Source organism: Pseudomonas oplopanacis, from assembly GCF_057128725.1.
Window position 1 is genome coordinate 33,707 of sequence record NZ_JBSKHV010000010.1, and the last position, 15,589, is coordinate 49,295.

A 15,589-nucleotide genomic window follows, 5' to 3' on the forward strand; every position below is an offset into this window, starting at 1 on the left:
ATCCTTGGCATTGCGGGTTGCTGACGATAGGCAAGGCAACATCCTTGCATATCAGGCAGCGTCCCGCGACCTCGGAGGGTTTTCACGGAGATGCAGCGGCGTGTCTAAAACGTCCCGCGTGTCTGATTGGCTGCGCCGCTGGTGAAGCTCACGTTCGGCCCGGGCTGCCAGCGCGCGGCACTCGACGGATCGTTGCCGCGCACGATGCATTTCCATTCGATGCCCTGTTGCGCCGGCAATTCGATGGAGCCAGTCCAGCGGTTTTCCTCGGGCTTGTAGTTCAATGCCACGGCATGGCCAGGGTCCCAGGCCCCCAGTTCAAGTGATGAGCCCACCACGTAAACGCTCTGTCCGGGGTAAGTGGTGGCGTAGTCGCAGGTGAAGGCAACTCTGACGGGCGGTTGTTCGGGAGCCGTGCTCCACAGGCGAATTTTGCCGCCATCGCGTTCCAGCGTCGGTTGACCCAGGCCTTGGGGCAGTTTTGTCAGGTCCGAGTCCAGGGCAATCACCAGGCTTTTGCGAGTGCCGGTCGTCGTCGCGACCAACCCGGAATATTGAGGCTGAAAACGAATCGGTGAGTCGGCCTTGATTCCGGCCTCCTTGCGGGTCTTGATTAACTGGCGAATCATCTCGCCGCGTTGCCAGTCATACATGTCCGGCCAATACACCGCCGGTGTTCCGGGACTGCTGAGGATGTAAGCGTAGGCCTTGTTCCGCTGTTCTTCGGTCAATGCCCAGTGATGTTGGCCGTCGTAGCGTCCTGGTGAAAAACCGGTGTCGTGGTTGTCGACAAAGGTGACGGCGATCTTGCGCCAGAGTGGATCGGGATTGCCGTTGAGCCCATGCCGCCATTTGGCGATAGAACCGTTCTGCATCCGCTCTTTCAGGGCAAAGTCGAAGATGGTGCAGTGGGACCGGTCGGACCAGTCCTTGAGTGAATCCTGCCAACTGGCCTCGCTGCGCCAATCGCCGGCCGGGTATTCGCTGGGGCCTTTCCACATTTCGCCGACACAGAACTGCTGATTACCAAAGGCTGTCATCCAGCGATCGACGGTTTCCGGTGCATAGCCGCGGGCAAAGTCGAAGCGCAAGCCTTTGGCTCCGTACTGTTGGCGCAAATTGACCAGCTCGTTCTTGAAGGTGTCATAGACCGCTGTGTTGCCGGTGTTCAGGTCTGCATTGCCGTCCATGAAGGCATCGCCTTCGTCGCACTGGCTGCAATCGTGGCGCCACTCGTTGCGGCCTCCGGGAAACAGAGGATTGTTTACCTGGCTGTCATCCATGTGGTTGGGCACCACGTCATAAATCACCTCGACCCCGGCACTGTTCAGCGCCGCGGCGGCCGTTTTGAGTTGCTCATCGCTGCCGTACTGGCTGTTTTTATCGAAGCTGCGCCAGAAATAACCTTCGCCACCCCCGGAGGTGCCTTTGTTGCTGTCTACCCAGCTGGACGTATCTCGCCACGGCGGCGGCATCCAGATGGCGGTAAAACCGTCGTTGCCGATTTGACCGGCCATGCGTGCCAATACCGCATACCATTTTTCGGGTTCGTTGCGACTGGAGTTCCAGTGGAACCCCTGCAGCAGGATTTCTTCCCCGGTGCCATTGCGAACCGGGGCTGATGCGTCGGCCATTGCCGTACCGGTGAAAGCCAGGGCAATGAATAGCGCTAGCCGCGAGGTCCTTTTCATGAGGCTGTCCCAGGTGCGAATGAAGAACTTCACTCTGGGCCCGCTGCAAAGACTTGTCTGCTGTCATAACTGACAGGTCGGTCCAACCGATTCGCGATAGAGCGCAGGGTGCTCATAACGGTTCAGTGAGATGAGAATTTTCTGGCGGTGGCCTACAGTACGAGCTCTTCTCACGCTGAATTCAGGATTGATCCATGACCCGGTTCTACGATGCTCGAGGCAATATTTATGCAGTTGTCGCGCCTGAAGTCGTGCGTGACAGCGGTATCGATTTGCCTGCGCAAGCCAGTCAGGCCGCGCAAACCCGCGAGAAATGGGCGTTGGCGGCGATCGAGGCATTTTGTGCCTGGGCCCCCGGCACTCAGCCGCCCGGCAGCAAGGACCATCGCAGCGACGGTTTGTTGGTCGGGCCGTTTCAAGCGGCGCCGCCGTATGACCTGCTGATCGTCAATACCGACGGCACGTTGGCCGAACGCAGTGGCAATGGGCTGACGATTTTCTCCCAGTCGCTCAGTGAGCAGGGCTTGATGCCGGAGGAGGGGGCGTGCCTGCTGCGGGTTCATCACGACAAGATGGACACGGTTTCGCCGGGGGAGACGTCCGTGAAACCGGCCGAGGTCGAGGGCGTGCAAGGGTTTTGGCTGGACCTCGGAAAGCCAACGTTCGGGCCGCAAGCCGTGGGCGCGCAGGGGGTTGAAGAGGTGCTGTTGAACGGTCGGGATGTCAGTCATGTCGCGCCATTGTCGGCGCTGGATCCGGCCTGGAACCGCAGCCAGTTTGTGCGCGTCGGCAATCCACATTGCGTGACGCTGGTGGCCGAGGCCGCTGCGTTGCCAAGCAATGCGCAGATGCGTGACTCACCGCTGGCTCAAGGGTTGCTGCGGATTGCTTATGCCATGCCGGCCGGGGGCGGTGAGCCGTGTCCGGCGGGGGTGAATGTGCAGTGGGCGATGCTTGAGTCCGAACGCCGGGTTGTCGCGCGGGTGTTTGAGCGCGGGGAAGGGCCGACGGCGTCGTCGGGCACCAGCGCCAGTGCGGTGGCGTGTGCGGCTTGGCGGGTCGGTTGGGTTTCGGCGGGTGAAGTTAAAGTGGTGATGCCGGGCGGTACGGCGCCGATTTTGCTGGAGGAAGATGAGGGGGAATTGAGTCGGGTCAGGCTGTTTGGTACGGCTCGGTTGATGGGTTGATTTTGACGCAGCCTTCGCGAGCAGGCTCGCTCCCACATTGGATCTGTGTCGTTCACAAATCCCCTGTGGGAGCGAGCCTGCTCGCGAAGGGGCCCTGACAGTCAGTGCAAATTCATTGCCCTGGCCATTCCACCACCGGCATCGTCCGCTTCATCAGCACCTTGCCCCCGCGCACCGAATACAGCGGCAAGCCCTGGCTGCGAATCACCTCGTAATCACTGTCCGCCGACAGCACCAGCAAGTTCGCCGGCCGTCCCGCTTCCAGGCCATAACGCTCGCCGAGGTTCATCGCCTTGGCGCTGTTGTCCGTCACCAGGTCCAATGCACTTTGCAGGTTGCGATACCCGAGCATGTGGCAGATGTGCAGCCCCGCTTCGAGCACCCGCAGGATGTTGCCATTGCCCAGCGGATACCACGGGTCGACGATCGAGTCCTGGCCGAAGCACACATTCATCCCCGCTTCGAGCAACTCGTTGACGCGAGTCACGCCACGGCGTTTCGGGAAATTGTCGAAGCGTCCTTGCAGGTGAATGCTTTCAGTGGGGCAGGAGACAAAACTGATCCCGGAATGCCCGAGCAAGCGGAACAGTTTGGCGCAGTAAGCGTTGTCGTAAGAACCCATCGCCGTGGTGTGGCTGGCGGTGACCCGCGAACCCATGTCGCGGCTGCGCGCCTCTTCGGCCAGCACTTCGAGGAAGCGTGAATGCGGGTCGTCGGTTTCGTCGCAGTGCACGTCCACCAGGCAGCCAGTGCGTTCGGCCAGGTCCATCAGGAACTTCACTGAACTGACGCCCTGATCGCGGGTGTACTCGAAGTGCGGAATGCCGCCGACCACATCGGCGCCCATGCGGATCGCTTCTTCCATCAGCTCGCGGCCATTGCGGTACGACTCGATGCCTTCCTGCGGGAACGCGACGATTTGCATGTCGATCAGGTGCCGACTTTCTTCGCGCACCTCGAGCATTGCCTTGAGCGCGGTGAGTTGCGGGTCGGTGACGTCGACGTGGGTGCGCACATGCTGGATGCCGTGGGCGGCGAGGGTCTGGATGGTTTTCTTGGCGCGTGTCCTGGTGTCTTCCTCGGTGATCGTGACCTTGCGCTCGCCCCAGCACTCGATGCCTTCGAACAGCGTGCCGCTCATGTTCCAGCGCGGCTCGCCGGCGGTCAGGGTGGCGTCGAGGTGAATGTGCGGCTCGACGAAGGGCGGCACCACCAGGTTGCCGCCGGCGTCCAGGTCCTCGGGGCCCAGGGTCGGGGCTTCGGTCTGTCGGGCGATGGTGCGGATCAGGCCGTCTTCCAGGTGCAACTCATGCAGGCCTTCTTGGTTGCGCAGGCGGGCGTTGATGATGTGCATGAGGCGAGTCCCTTTGGGTTGATGACTCTAAATTAGCGCGGCAGTGGCGATCCATGCCAGTGCCGCGTGACGAAACACAGCACGGCCCTTGTAGGAGTGTGGGGTCATTGAGTCAGGGGCAGGAATTTCAGCAACGCGGCGACGATCGCCTCGGGCGCGTCTTCCTGCACCAGATGCCCGGCATTGGGGATCGGATGAAACTGCGACCCCGGTATCCGCTGATGCAGCGCCCGGCCGCGTTCGATGGGGATCCACTGGTCGTCCTCGCCCCACAGAATCTGCACCGGGCACCGAATGCTCGGGTACAACCCTTCAGCCTCGCGGGTATAGCGCTCGTCCATCTGCGCAATTTGCCGGTAGAACGCGGCTTGCCCCGGCTCACCCAGCCATGGCTGCACATACGGCGCGAGTTCTTCATCGGGGATGTCGCGTTTTATCGCCCCGCGAATGTAGGCCGGCACAATGGCTTGCTGGATGTAATCCGGCACGCCACTGAACGCCGCTTCATGCTGGCGCACATGCTGCACGAACGGTGAACCCCACGGTGTCAGCGCCACCGGGTCGATCAATGTCAGGCTGCGGTAGTCCTTGTCGTTCAACAGGTGCGTGCGCAACGCGGTGGCACCGCCGAAATCGTGGGCGACCACGTCGGGCCGCTCGATGGCCCAGTGATCGAGCAAATGTGCCAGCAACTCGTTCTGCACGCCCAGCGACACGTCGCCGTCGATCTTCTCGGATTGGCCATAGCCCAGCAGGTCGAAGTAATGCACCCGGTGCGTGCCGATGAAGTGCGGGGCGATGCGGTGCCACACGTAGGAAGAGAAGGGCGTGCCATGCACGAACACCAGCGGCGGGCCGTCGCCGTGCACGGCGTAGTGAATGCGGTGCCCGTTGAAGCGGTATTGGCGGTCCAGCAGCCAGTCAGCCATGTGCGTGTCCTCTTGGGCGAGGCAAAAAGCATAGGCATAAAAAAGCCACCGATGAAGGTGGCTTGATCATTCACTGACGAAACGCAGTCTCATTGTGGGAGCGAGCCTGCTCGCGAAAGCGGTGTGTCAGGCGATGAATATGTCGATTGATACGCCGCTTTCGCGAGCAGGCTCGCTCCCACAGTGGATTTGTGTTGTCTGTTGGAGCGGGTTACTCGCCGTGATAGATGCAGCCGCTGGTGCACGTTTCGTGGATGCGGATCGCGCTGAGTTCCGGCAGCAGGGGCTTCAATTCATTCCAGATGAATTTGGCCAGCACTTCGCTGGTCGGGTTTTCCAGGCCGGGAATGTCGTTCAGGTAGTTGTGGTCCAGGCGCTCGTAGAGCGGCTTGAAGATCGCCTTGATTTCCGAGAAGTCGCGGATCCAGCCGGTGTGCGGGTCGAGGTCGCCGCTCAAGTGGATCGCCACTTTGAACGAGTGACCGTGCAGGCGACCGCATTTGTGGCCTTCCGGTACGTGGGGCAGGCGGTGGGCGGATTCGAACGTAAACTCTTTGAAGATTTCCACAGTGATTTCAGCTCTGTCAGGTGGCGATCGCCGCGGCGATGTGGGCAGGCGGCGAGTTTACCAGAGCTGCGGGCGAAACACTGACTAAAGGGTCAGCAAGCGCTCGCCGAGGCGACCATTGGCGGCCAGTTCGAGGAATTCATCGCCGAGGCGACGGCTTTCGTCCATGGCGGCGCGCCAGTATTTTTGCCGGGCCGGCGCATCGCCCATGAAACGCTTGAAATCGTTACGGTCCGGCAGTTTGCCGTAGGGCAGGCGCGCCAGATACTCCTTCGACGGCGCCAGCAGCAGAACATCCTGCAAGCGCGCGGGGCAGGCACGGCGCCACGGCAAGGTCTTGTCGAACCAGCCGGGAATCACCCGGTCGGTGAAATGCGGATACAGCACGATGTCGTTGCCGCTGTAGGGCAGATCGAGGTGATAGTCGAGCAGTCCGCCATCGCGGAATGTCCCCGCACCGGCGCCGGGCAAGTCGCGCACGCCTTCCATCACCATCGGGATCGAACCCGACGCCAGCAGCGCCTGGCGCAGGTTGTCGGCGTTCAGCGCAACGAAGCGCGACGGAAAGTCGTTCAGCGCATTGACCGGCGGGGCCAAGCGCGGGTCGTGAATGATCAGCCGTTCGAAGTGCCGCGACAGTCGCGCGCGACCGCGCAGGTTGTCGGCGATCACCGAGCCCAGCGCCAGCCCGAGCCGGCCGCGATGATCGTCGGCCAGGTTGCCGTGGCTTTTGACCACCATGATGTTCAGTCGGTAATTCGCGTTGCTCAGGATCGAGGCATCGCGGCCGTCCAGCAGTTCATCGAGCATGCGCTGCGAACTCTGGCTGATCTGCGCCATGGTCACGCCCTTGGCGAAGTTCTGCTCGGTGTACAAATGCCCGAGGCGCCGGATGCCTTCGGCGGCGTCCGGCAGGCAAGCACTGGCGAAGCGCCAGGAACCGACCGAGGCGCCAATCAGCGAACGTTCGCGCGGTGCGGCCGGTAGCCATTCGCCAAACAACGCCAGGTCCAGCCCTTGAATCCCCAATGCCTTGGGGCCACCGGCGGCACCGGGCAAGGTGCCGACGTCTGCGGCGCTCAAGCCGTCTTTACGGATGCGCGCCAACGCACGCGGGCCGGCCTTGAGTGTCAGGGAGGGGAACTTGATGTGGATGGCGGTCATACCGGTCTCGATGGTTGGCAGCTGGGGATTATAAACAGGTCGGGCAACACCACCAATCCACTGTGGGAGCGAGCCTGCTCGCGAAAGCGGTGGGTCAGATACGTTAATGTTGCGTGTTCCGATGCTTTCGCGAGCAGGCTCGCTCCCACGGGGTTTCGGGTGACGTCTGCAATATCGTGTTGCCATCTTTCATGATGGCAATTCAGTTTCAATTAAGTTCAGCTCGCTAAGGTGCCCTTCGTAGGCAACACATAAAAATACGGAGACACCCATGAAAACCCTGACTGCCCTGTTCACCGCCTCGATCATCGCCATGACCGCCAGCCTCGCCCACGCTCGCGACCTCGGTCCCGACGAAGCCCTGAGGCTGCGTGACGCTGGTACCATTGTGTCTTTCGAGAAGCTCAACGCCACGGCTCTGGCCAAACACCCCGGTTCGACGGTGACCCAGACCGAACTGGAAGAAGAGTACGGTAAGTACATTTATCAGGTTGAGCTGCGCGACCCACAGGGCATCGAGTGGGACCTGGAATTAGACGCCGTCAGCGGCCAGGTTCTCAAGGATCATCAGGATACGTAATGAAGGTGTTTTCGTTTTCACGCATGGCGCTGCTGCTTCTGGCGTTTTGTTCGGTGGTCATGGCCCGCGACCTCGACCAGGACGAAGCCCTGCGCCTGCGCCAGCAAGGGGTGATCCTGCCACTGGAGCAACTGCTGCAGCAGGCGCTGGATCGCTATCCCGGTTCCAAACTGCTGGAAGCCGAGCTTGAAGAAAAGCACGACGTCTACATTTATGAAGTCGAGTTGCTGACCGCCGAGGGCGTGGTCCGCGAGCTGGACATCGAGGCCACCACCGGCCGTTTACTCAAAGACAAGGAAGACTGATCGATGCGATTGCTGCTGGTGGAAGACCACGTGCCGTTGGCCGACGAACTGATGGCCGGCCTCAATCGTCAGGGTTATGCGGTGGACTGGCTGGCCGACGGTCGCGATGCGGTCTATCAGGGCAGCAGCGAGCCCTATGATTTGATCATCCTCGACCTCGGCCTGCCGGGTTTGTCGGGGCTTGAGGTGCTGAAGCAATGGCGCGATGGCGGTTTGTCGACGCCGGTGCTGATCCTCACCGCACGCGATTCGTGGGCCGAGCGCATCGAAGGCCTCAAGGCCGGTGCCGACGATTATCTGACCAAGCCCTTTCATCCAGAAGAATTGCACCTGCGGGTTCAGGCGCTGCTGCGTCGCTCCCACGGCCAGGCCAATCAGCCGACGCTCAAGGCGGCCGGGCTGCACCTCGATGAAGGCCGTCAGTGCGTGACCCGCGATGGCGCCGACATTCAGCTGACCGCCGCCGAGTTTCGCCTGCTGCGCTATTTTATGCTGCACCCTGAACAGATCCTCTCCAAAAGCCACCTCGCCGAACACCTCTACGACGGTGAAACCGAGCGCGATTCCAACGTGCTGGAAGTTCACGTCAACCACCTGCGCCGCAAACTTGGTCGCAGCGTGATCGAAACCCGTCGCGGTCAGGGTTACCTGTTCGGCGGGGCTGCTCAGTGAGGTCGATCCAGCGCCGCTTGAGCCTGGGACTGATCAGCGTCATGGTCGTCGTCGGCCTGGTGCTGGCGCAAACCAGCCTGTGGTTGTTCGAAATGGGCTTGCAGCGCTACCTCGAAGCCGGGCTGCGCGACGACAGCGAAAACCTGCTGGTGGCGCTGGTCCGTGGGCCGCAAGGCTTGCAACTGGATGAGCGGCATCTGTCGCCGGCCTATCAACGCCCGTTCTCCGGGCATTACTTCCGCATTGATTTCGACGATAACCACTGGCGCTCCCGTTCGCTGTGGGATCAGGAGTTGCCACGGCTGGAGCATCCGGGCCTGCACAGCAACCTGCAATTGGGGCCGGAAGGGCAGCAGTTACTGGTGTTGCGTTCCGACTATCGACGCCTTGGCCAGTCGATTTCCATCAGCGTCGCGCAGGACTACACGCCGGTGCGCGAGAGCTTCAAACGCATGCAGCAAGTGGGGCTGGGACTGGGATTGGCCGGGTTGCTGCTGATTTTGCTGCTGCAACGCATCACTGTGCGCCGCGCCTTGCGCCCGCTGGAAAAGGCCCGCGAACAGATCGCCCAGTTGCAACAAGGTCAGCGCTCGCAACTGGATGATCAGGTGCCAGTGGAACTTGTGCCGCTGGTGGCACAGATCAACCATTTGCTCGCGCACACCGAAGACAGCCTCAAGCGTTCGCGCAATGCCTTGGGCAACCTCGGTCACGCCTTGAAAACCCCGCTGGCGGTGCTGTTGAGCCTGGCGTCCAGCGAAAAACTCGACGCTCATCCCGAGTTGCGCAAGATCCTCAAACAGCAGCTGGAACAGGTCCAGCAACGCCTCAACCGCGAACTCAACCGCGCCCGATTGTCCGGCGACGCGCTGCCGGGGGCGTTGTTTGATTGTGATGAAGAACTGCCGGGGCTGTTGGCGACGTTGAACATGATTCATGGCGAGCACCTGGCGCTCAGCTACCGCGCACCGGCCGGTTTGCAGCTGCCGTGGGACCGTGAGGACTTGCTTGAACTGCTCGGTAACTTGCTCGACAACGCCTGTAAATGGGCGGATGCCGAGGTTCGCTTGAGCGTGGTCGAGACGGCAGACGGGTTTGAGTTGAGCGTGGAAGACGATGGGCCGGGGATTCCCGAGGACCAGCGGGCGCAAGTGTTCAGTCGCGGTACGCGGCTGGATGAACAGACGGATGGGCACGGGTTGGGGCTGGGGATTGTGCGCGACATCGTCGACACGTGGGGTGGGGTGTTGCGGCTGGACGAGAGCGAGTGGGGCGGGTTGAAGGTCGTGATCGAACTCCCCAAACGCTGACCCAATCCAAACCCCACCAAAAATCCCCTGTGGGAGCGAGCCTGCTCGCGAAGGCGGTGTGTCAGTCGACATCTCTGTTACCTGACACACCGCTTTCGCGAGCAGGCTCGCTCCCACATTTTGATCTTCAGCTGACGCGATAGCCGGGTCAGACCCGGAACTGATCCATCAGACTCTGCTGTTGATTCGCCAGGCTGTTCAGCGACTGGCTGACCCGCGCCGATTCATTCGCCTGCCCCGACAGCGATTCCGTCACGTCGCGAATCGTTGCCACGTTGTTATTGATCTCTTCCGCCACGGCGCTCTGTTCTTCCGCCGCCGAAGCAATCTGCAGGTTCATGTCGCTGATCACGGTCACTGCATCGCCGATCTGGCGCAGCGCAGTCACGGCTTGGCTGACCTGTTCGACACTGCCCTGAGCCTGACGATGGCTGTTGTTCATCGAGCCGACCACGTCCTGGGTGCCGCTTTGCAATTGCTCGATCACCAGGCGGGTTTCCTCGACCGATTCCTGAGTGCGGCGCGCCAGATTGCGCACTTCATCGGCGACCACGGCAAAACCGCGTCCGGCCTCACCGGCACGGGCGGCTTCGATGGCAGCGTTGAGAGCCAACAGGTTGGTTTGTTCGGCAATCGCGCGAATCACTTCCAGCACCGAACCGATTTTCTCGCTGTTCGCCGCCAGCCCTTCGACTTGCACCATGGCCGCGCTCATGTCAGCGGCGAGGTGGTCGATGCTGGTGGTGGTCTGGTCGATCACGGTCAACCCGCGGCGAGTCGCCTGATCCGCATCCTTGGCCGCCTGCGCGGCTTGCGCGGCACTGCGGGCGACGTCCTGGGCGGTAGCGCTCATTTCGTGGGACGCGGTGGCGACCTGATCGACCTGACGGTATTGCTGCTCCATGCCGGCGCTGGTCTGGGTGGCGATGGCGGACGACTGGTCCGCCGTGCTGCGTGCGTCCTGCACCGAGCGTTTGACCTCGGCGATGATCGGTTGCAGCTTGTCGAGGAAACGGTTGAACCAGCCGGCCAACTGGCCCAGTTCGTCCTTCTTGTCATAGGCCAGGCGCCGGGTCAGGTCGCCTTCGCCGCTGGCGATGTCTTCCAGCATATGGGCCACGCCAAGGATCGGTTTGGTCACGCTGCGGGCCATCAGCCACACCAGTAACAGGCCGATCAATGCGGCCAGCACGCCGAGGCTGAGCTCGACCAGAGTGCCGGTGGTGTTGCTGTCGTCGAGTTGTTTTTTCAGGATTTCGGCCGGGCCGACCAGGACTTTTTCCGGCACGTCGAGCAGCACGCCCCAGGATTTGCCACCGGGAATCGGCTGGAACGGCGCCAGCACTTTCAACTGGTGATCGTTGTGCAGGCTTTCGGTTTTGCTGCTGCCGGCGAGCATGCGGATCAGCTCGGCGCCGTTGGCCTTGTCCACGCTGTCCAGGCGCTGGCTGAGTTTGCTGGCGTCGGCACTGTAGCCGGCGAGCAAACCGACCGGGCTGAGGATGCTGACGTTGGTCTGGCCGTCATAGAGCTTTTTGCTCGCGCCCTGGCTCATGGCCTGCAGGCTGTTGAGGTTGATGTCCACCGACAGCGAGGCGATCACTTTGCCGTTGACCATCAGCGGGAACACGATGCTGGTCATCAGCACGTTCTGGCCGTCGATCACGTAGAAGTACGGTTCGATCACGCACGGCTTGAGCGACGTACGCGGGCAGGTGAACCAGGCATTGGCCGGTTCGCCGCTGGGGCCGGTGCTGGTGTCGGCCATGTCACTTTCCGGCAGCGCCATGGATTTCACTTTGCCCGGAGTCGGCTGTGACCAGTACAGGGCGAAACGGCCCTTGTCGTTGCTGCCGAGCTCCGCCTGGCCGGTGAACAGTTCGTCCTTGCCGTCCAGCGCATTGGCTTCGAACACCAGCGACAGGCCGAGCAGTTCCGGGTTGGCTTGCAGAGCCGACTTGACCTGGCGGGTCAGGTCTTCGCGCAGGTCGAAGGCGTCCAGGAAGCGCTTTTCCGCCTGATCGCGCAGGAACAGCACCTGACGCGAGAAACCATGGCCATATTGATAGGCGTCCATGAACTGCTGGCGAATCAGCAGCGCCTGGTTTTCACCCTGGGATTCGATGCGCGCCTGGGCGGCTTCGGTGAGCATCTCCATGCTTGAGGCTTTCACCATCGCGGAGCTGTGCTCCATGCGGTACAGCGAAAGCCCCACCAGCAGGGTCACGATGCCGGCCAGGCAAAGCCCGGCCAACAGGGTGATTTTCCATTGGATGGAAAGTTGTCTTAGTGACATGGAGACGTCCTTTATTCGATAAATATCTGAGACTTTGCACTGTAGCGGCCGCAAATCTGCTTTCTTTATCCCTTTGGCAAATATCGAAACCCGCGATTGGCTGTGGTGAAAGGGGGGCACTATTGTGGCGAGGGGGTTCACTGTCCGTTACATATCGCCAGACCCTCGCGCTTTGACACCGAGCCCACTCTGCGGCACAGTGCGCGCCCTCTAATAAAACCCATTCCTTAATCCGCTGGCGGCTCTTCGCAGACTGCCGGCTGAGCTCATTTCGCTTGCCTTGAGGTAACGATGATTAATGCTGTAATCGCCGCGGTCGGCATCATGCTGATTCTCAGCCTGTCCCGCGTGCACGTTGTGATCGCGCTGATTGTCGGCGCGCTGGTGGGTGGCCTGACCGGTGGCCTGGGCATCGACGCCACGCTCAAAGCCTTCAACAGCGGCCTCGGCGGCGGGGCGACGGTGGCGTTGTCCTATGCCCTGCTCGGCGCGTTCGCCGTGGCGATTGCCAAGTCCGGCATGGCCCATGCCCTGGCGGACAAGGCCCTGGCGATGGTCGATCGGCAACACGCCAGCGGTGGCGGTCAAGTCAAGTGGCTGCTGATCGGTTTGCTGTGGGTGGTGGCCATCGCTTCGCAGAACATTCTGCCGATACATATCGCCTTTATCCCCCTGCTGGTACCGCCGCTTTTATACGTGCTGACCAAGCTGCAACTGGATCGCCGCTTGATTGCCTGCGTGATGACCTTCGGTTTGATCACCCCGTACATGTTCCTGCCGGTGGGCTTCGGCAACATCTTCCTCAACGAGATTCTGCTGGCCAACGTCGCCCGCAGCGGTGTGGACATCAGCGGCATCAATGTCACCCACGCCATGGGCATTCCGGCGCTGGGCATGGTGTTCGGCCTGGCGGTGGCGTTTTTCAGCTACCGCAAGAAGCGCGTCTATGACCTGGAAAAAATCGAGCAAGTCGAACAGGTCGCGGTGCAGTACAACCCGCTGAGCCTGATGGTCGCGGGCGTGGCCATTGTGGCGGCCTTCATTATTCAGTTGCTGCTGGACTCGATGATCATCGGCGCCCTGGCCGGGTTCCTGATTTTCTCGGTGTCGGGCATTGTGAAGTGGCGTGAAACCGACGACCTGTTCACCGAAGGCATGAAGATGATGGCGATGATCGGCTTCATCATGATCGCCGCCTCCGGCTTTGCCGAAGTGATGAAAGCCACCGGCCAGGTGCAGACGCTGGTGGAATCCTCGGCCTCGTGGATCAACCACAGCAAGGGCATCGGCGCCCTGTTGATGTTGCTGGTCGGTTTGCTGGTGACCATGGGCATCGGTTCGTCGTTCTCCACCGTGCCGATCCTGGCGGCGATTTTCGTGCCGCTGTGCGTGCAGCTTGGGTTCAGCCCGCTGGCCATCGTCTGCATCGTCGGCACGGCCGGCGCCCTGGGTGACGCCGGCTCGCCAGCCTCTGACTCGACGCTGGGCCCGACCTCGGGTTTGAACATCGACGGCCAGCATCACCACATCTGGGACACCGTGGTCCCGACGTTCCTGCACTACAACCTGCCGCTGCTGGCGTTTGGTTGGGTGGCTGCGATGATTCTCTAACCCCGTTCTTCCTCATCACAGTGGACTAAATGTGGGAGCGAGCCTGCTCGCGAAAGCGGTGTATCAGTCAACATCAACATCGACTGGCACACCGCTTTCGCGAGCAGGCTCGCTCCCACAGGGGACCGCGCTCAACTTTTGGCCCGGCGTGCCGTTAAAGCCTTTAACCACGCCAACAAAACCAAAAGAGTGAACCGTCATGCGCATGAGCCTGAAGGCTAAAGTCCTGTCCCTTGCCGTTCTTCCGGTGTTGCTCTTTGCCCTGGTTATCAGCCTGACCACGCTGTTCGTGCTTCAGGAACAGGCGCACAAGGAAGTCGAGGAAACGCGCCAGCGCCTGCTCAACGACGCCAAGGCCACTCTGCAAAGCTACGTGGCCGTGGCCATGACCACGATCAAACCGCTCTACGACGCCGCCGCCCCCGGTGATGATGCCGCGCGGGCGCAGGTGATCAAGTTGCTGTCGAGCATCACCTACGGCAAGGAAGGCTACTTCTTCGGCTACGACTCCAACACTGTTCGCCTGTTCAAGGCCAACAGCCCCGAAGGCGTGGGCCAGAGCTTCAAGGACAACCGCGACCCGAACGGCGTCTACGTCAACCGCGACCTGGTGAAAGTCGCCAAGGACGGGACGCACTACCTGCAATACAGCTCGCCGCTGCCCGGCAACACCCAAGTGCTGGTGCCTAAACTGGGCTACACCGAATACCTGTCGAAGTGGGACATGGCGGTGGGTACGTCGGTCAACCTCGACGGCATCGAAGCGCAAGTCGCGCTGGTGGAAGCCAAGGTTCAGGAGCGCATGGAAGGCGTGCTGCTGAGCATCGTCGGGATTGCCGTGGTGGTGCTGTTGGTGATCGCGGCGGTCGGCATGCTGCTGGCCAACACCATCCTGCGCCCGTTGAACATGATGAAAGCCAACCTCGATGACATCGCTGCAGGCGAGGGCGACCTGACCCGTCGCCTGACCATCACCAGCCAGGATGAGCTCGGCGAACTGGCGGGCTCGTTCAACCGTTTTGTCGACAAGATCCACAGCCTCGTGCGTCAGATCACCGAAATGACCACACAACTGACTGGGCTGGTGAACCAGGTGTCCGATCAGGCCCAGCGCTCAGACCAGGCCATGGAGCGTCAACGTCACGAGACCGATCAGGTCGCCACGGCGATCAACGAAATGTCGGCAGCGGCGCAGGAAGTGGCCAAAAGTGCGCAAAACGCGGCAGTCGCGGCGCAGCAGACCGACGAAGAAGGTCAGGCCGCCAAACGCGTGGTCGCGGGCAGCATCGTCAAGATTCATGCGCTGGTGGACGACATCCGCAGCAGCGGCGTATCCCTGGACAGCTTGCAAAAAGACGTGTCGTCGATTGTCAGCGTGCTCGGGGTGATCCGTTCGATTGCCGATCAGACCAACCTGTTGGCGCTCAACGCCGCCATCGAAGCGGCACGCGCCGGTGAAGCAGGCCGCGGGTTTGCGGTGGTGGCCGATGAAGTGCGGGCGCTGGCCAGTCGCACGCAGATCAGCACCCAGGAAATCCAGAGCATGATTGACCGCTTGCAGGCCGGGACCCAATCGGCGGTGGAAGCCATGCGCCGTTCCAGTGAAGCGGGTGACGGCACTTCCGCCCAGGCCAATGAGGCGGGCGCCTCGCTGGACACCATGGCGCAGTTGATCGGCACTATCAATTCGATGAACGCACAGATCGCCAGCGCTGCGGAAGAGCAAACGGCAGTGGCGGAAGAGATCAACCGCAGCGTGCATCAGATCGCGGTTGCCGTGGACAATGTGGCGGATGAAACCCAACTCGGTGCGCAGACGTCGCGCAGCCTGGCAGACCTCGGCCAGCGCCTCGGCAAACTGGTCGGCCAGTTCCGTATCTGACACTCACAAAACCGGTGGGAGCGAGCCTTTGTGGCGAGGG

13 protein-coding genes are annotated in these 15,589 nt (G+C 61.5%); 7 read left to right on the forward strand and 6 right to left on the reverse strand.

Annotation, left to right across the window (positions count from 1 at the left end):
• Positions 1-104: 104 nt before the first annotated feature.
• On the reverse strand, positions 105-1,691 hold the full coding sequence (locus ACWKV5_RS19595; protein ID WP_483842635.1) for a glucan 1,4-alpha-maltotetraohydrolase domain-containing protein: 1,587 nt from the start codon (positions 1,689-1,691) through the stop codon (positions 105-107).
• A 194-nt stretch (positions 1,692-1,885) separates the two neighbouring features.
• On the opposite strand from ACWKV5_RS19595, the gene ACWKV5_RS19600 reads away from it, so the two are divergent.
• Positions 1,886-2,878, forward strand: a complete 993-nt coding sequence (locus ACWKV5_RS19600; protein ID WP_483842636.1) for a diaminopimelate epimerase — start codon at positions 1,886-1,888, stop codon at positions 2,876-2,878.
• Positions 2,879-2,990: 112 nt separating this feature from the next.
• On the opposite strand, the gene codA is transcribed toward ACWKV5_RS19600, so the two are convergent.
• From codA to ACWKV5_RS19620, 4 genes are all read right to left on the reverse strand, one after another.
• A complete protein-coding gene (codA, locus tag ACWKV5_RS19605; protein ID WP_483842637.1) occupies positions 2,991-4,232 on the reverse strand; it encodes a cytosine deaminase in 1,242 nt (413 codons plus the stop codon).
• A 104-nt stretch (positions 4,233-4,336) separates the two neighbouring features.
• Positions 4,337-5,161 (reverse strand): alpha/beta fold hydrolase, encoded by an 825-nt coding sequence (locus ACWKV5_RS19610; protein ID WP_483842638.1) that lies wholly within the window; start codon positions 5,159-5,161, stop codon positions 4,337-4,339.
• Between the two features lie 211 nt (positions 5,162-5,372).
• Positions 5,373-5,729, reverse strand: a complete 357-nt coding sequence (queD, locus tag ACWKV5_RS19615) for a 6-carboxytetrahydropterin synthase QueD (RefSeq protein WP_081744008.1) — start codon at positions 5,727-5,729, stop codon at positions 5,373-5,375.
• Between the two features lie 84 nt (positions 5,730-5,813).
• Positions 5,814-6,893 (reverse strand): patatin-like phospholipase domain-containing protein, encoded by a 1,080-nt coding sequence (locus tag ACWKV5_RS19620; protein WP_483842639.1) that lies wholly within the window; start codon positions 6,891-6,893, stop codon positions 5,814-5,816.
• Positions 6,894-7,164: 271 nt separating this feature from the next.
• Here ACWKV5_RS19620 and ACWKV5_RS19625 point away from each other — a divergent pair, with 271 nt between their 5' ends.
• Genes ACWKV5_RS19625 through ACWKV5_RS19640 form a run of 4 tightly spaced genes read left to right on the forward strand, consistent with a single transcriptional unit; the run spans position 7,165 to position 9,760 of the window.
• Complete coding sequence (locus ACWKV5_RS19625; protein ID WP_483842640.1) at positions 7,165-7,473, forward strand: PepSY domain-containing protein; 309 nt, start codon at positions 7,165-7,167, stop codon at positions 7,471-7,473.
• A complete protein-coding gene (locus ACWKV5_RS19630) occupies positions 7,473-7,778 on the forward strand; it encodes a PepSY domain-containing protein (RefSeq protein ID WP_483842641.1) in 306 nt (101 codons plus the stop codon). Before ACWKV5_RS19625 ends, ACWKV5_RS19630 begins: the two co-directional genes overlap by 1 nt.
• 3 nt (positions 7,779-7,781) lie before the next feature.
• Complete coding sequence (locus tag ACWKV5_RS19635) at positions 7,782-8,450, forward strand: response regulator transcription factor (RefSeq protein WP_483842642.1); 669 nt, start codon at positions 7,782-7,784, stop codon at positions 8,448-8,450.
• The gene (locus ACWKV5_RS19640) at positions 8,447-9,760 is read left to right on the forward strand and encodes a sensor histidine kinase (RefSeq protein WP_483842643.1); all 1,314 of its coding nucleotides are present in this window, start codon (positions 8,447-8,449) and stop codon (positions 9,758-9,760) included. The genes ACWKV5_RS19635 and ACWKV5_RS19640 overlap by 4 nt, the downstream gene beginning before the upstream one ends.
• 148 nt (positions 9,761-9,908) lie before the next feature.
• Here the strand turns inward: ACWKV5_RS19640 and ACWKV5_RS19645 are convergent, their stop codons facing one another.
• Positions 9,909-12,056: a methyl-accepting chemotaxis protein gene (locus ACWKV5_RS19645; protein WP_483842644.1), complete on the reverse strand. Its 2,148-nt coding sequence runs from the start codon at positions 12,054-12,056 to the stop codon at positions 9,909-9,911.
• A gap of 294 nt (positions 12,057-12,350) precedes the next feature.
• On the opposite strand from ACWKV5_RS19645, the gene ACWKV5_RS19650 reads away from it, so the two are divergent.
• Entirely contained in the window at positions 12,351-13,667 is a 1,317-nt protein-coding gene (locus ACWKV5_RS19650; protein ID WP_185044997.1) for a Na+/H+ antiporter family protein, read from the forward strand.
• Positions 13,668-13,866: 199 nt separating this feature from the next.
• Positions 13,867-15,549: a methyl-accepting chemotaxis protein gene (locus ACWKV5_RS19655; protein ID WP_483842645.1), complete on the forward strand. Its 1,683-nt coding sequence runs from the start codon at positions 13,867-13,869 to the stop codon at positions 15,547-15,549.
• The last annotated feature ends 40 nt before the right edge of the window (positions 15,550-15,589 follow it).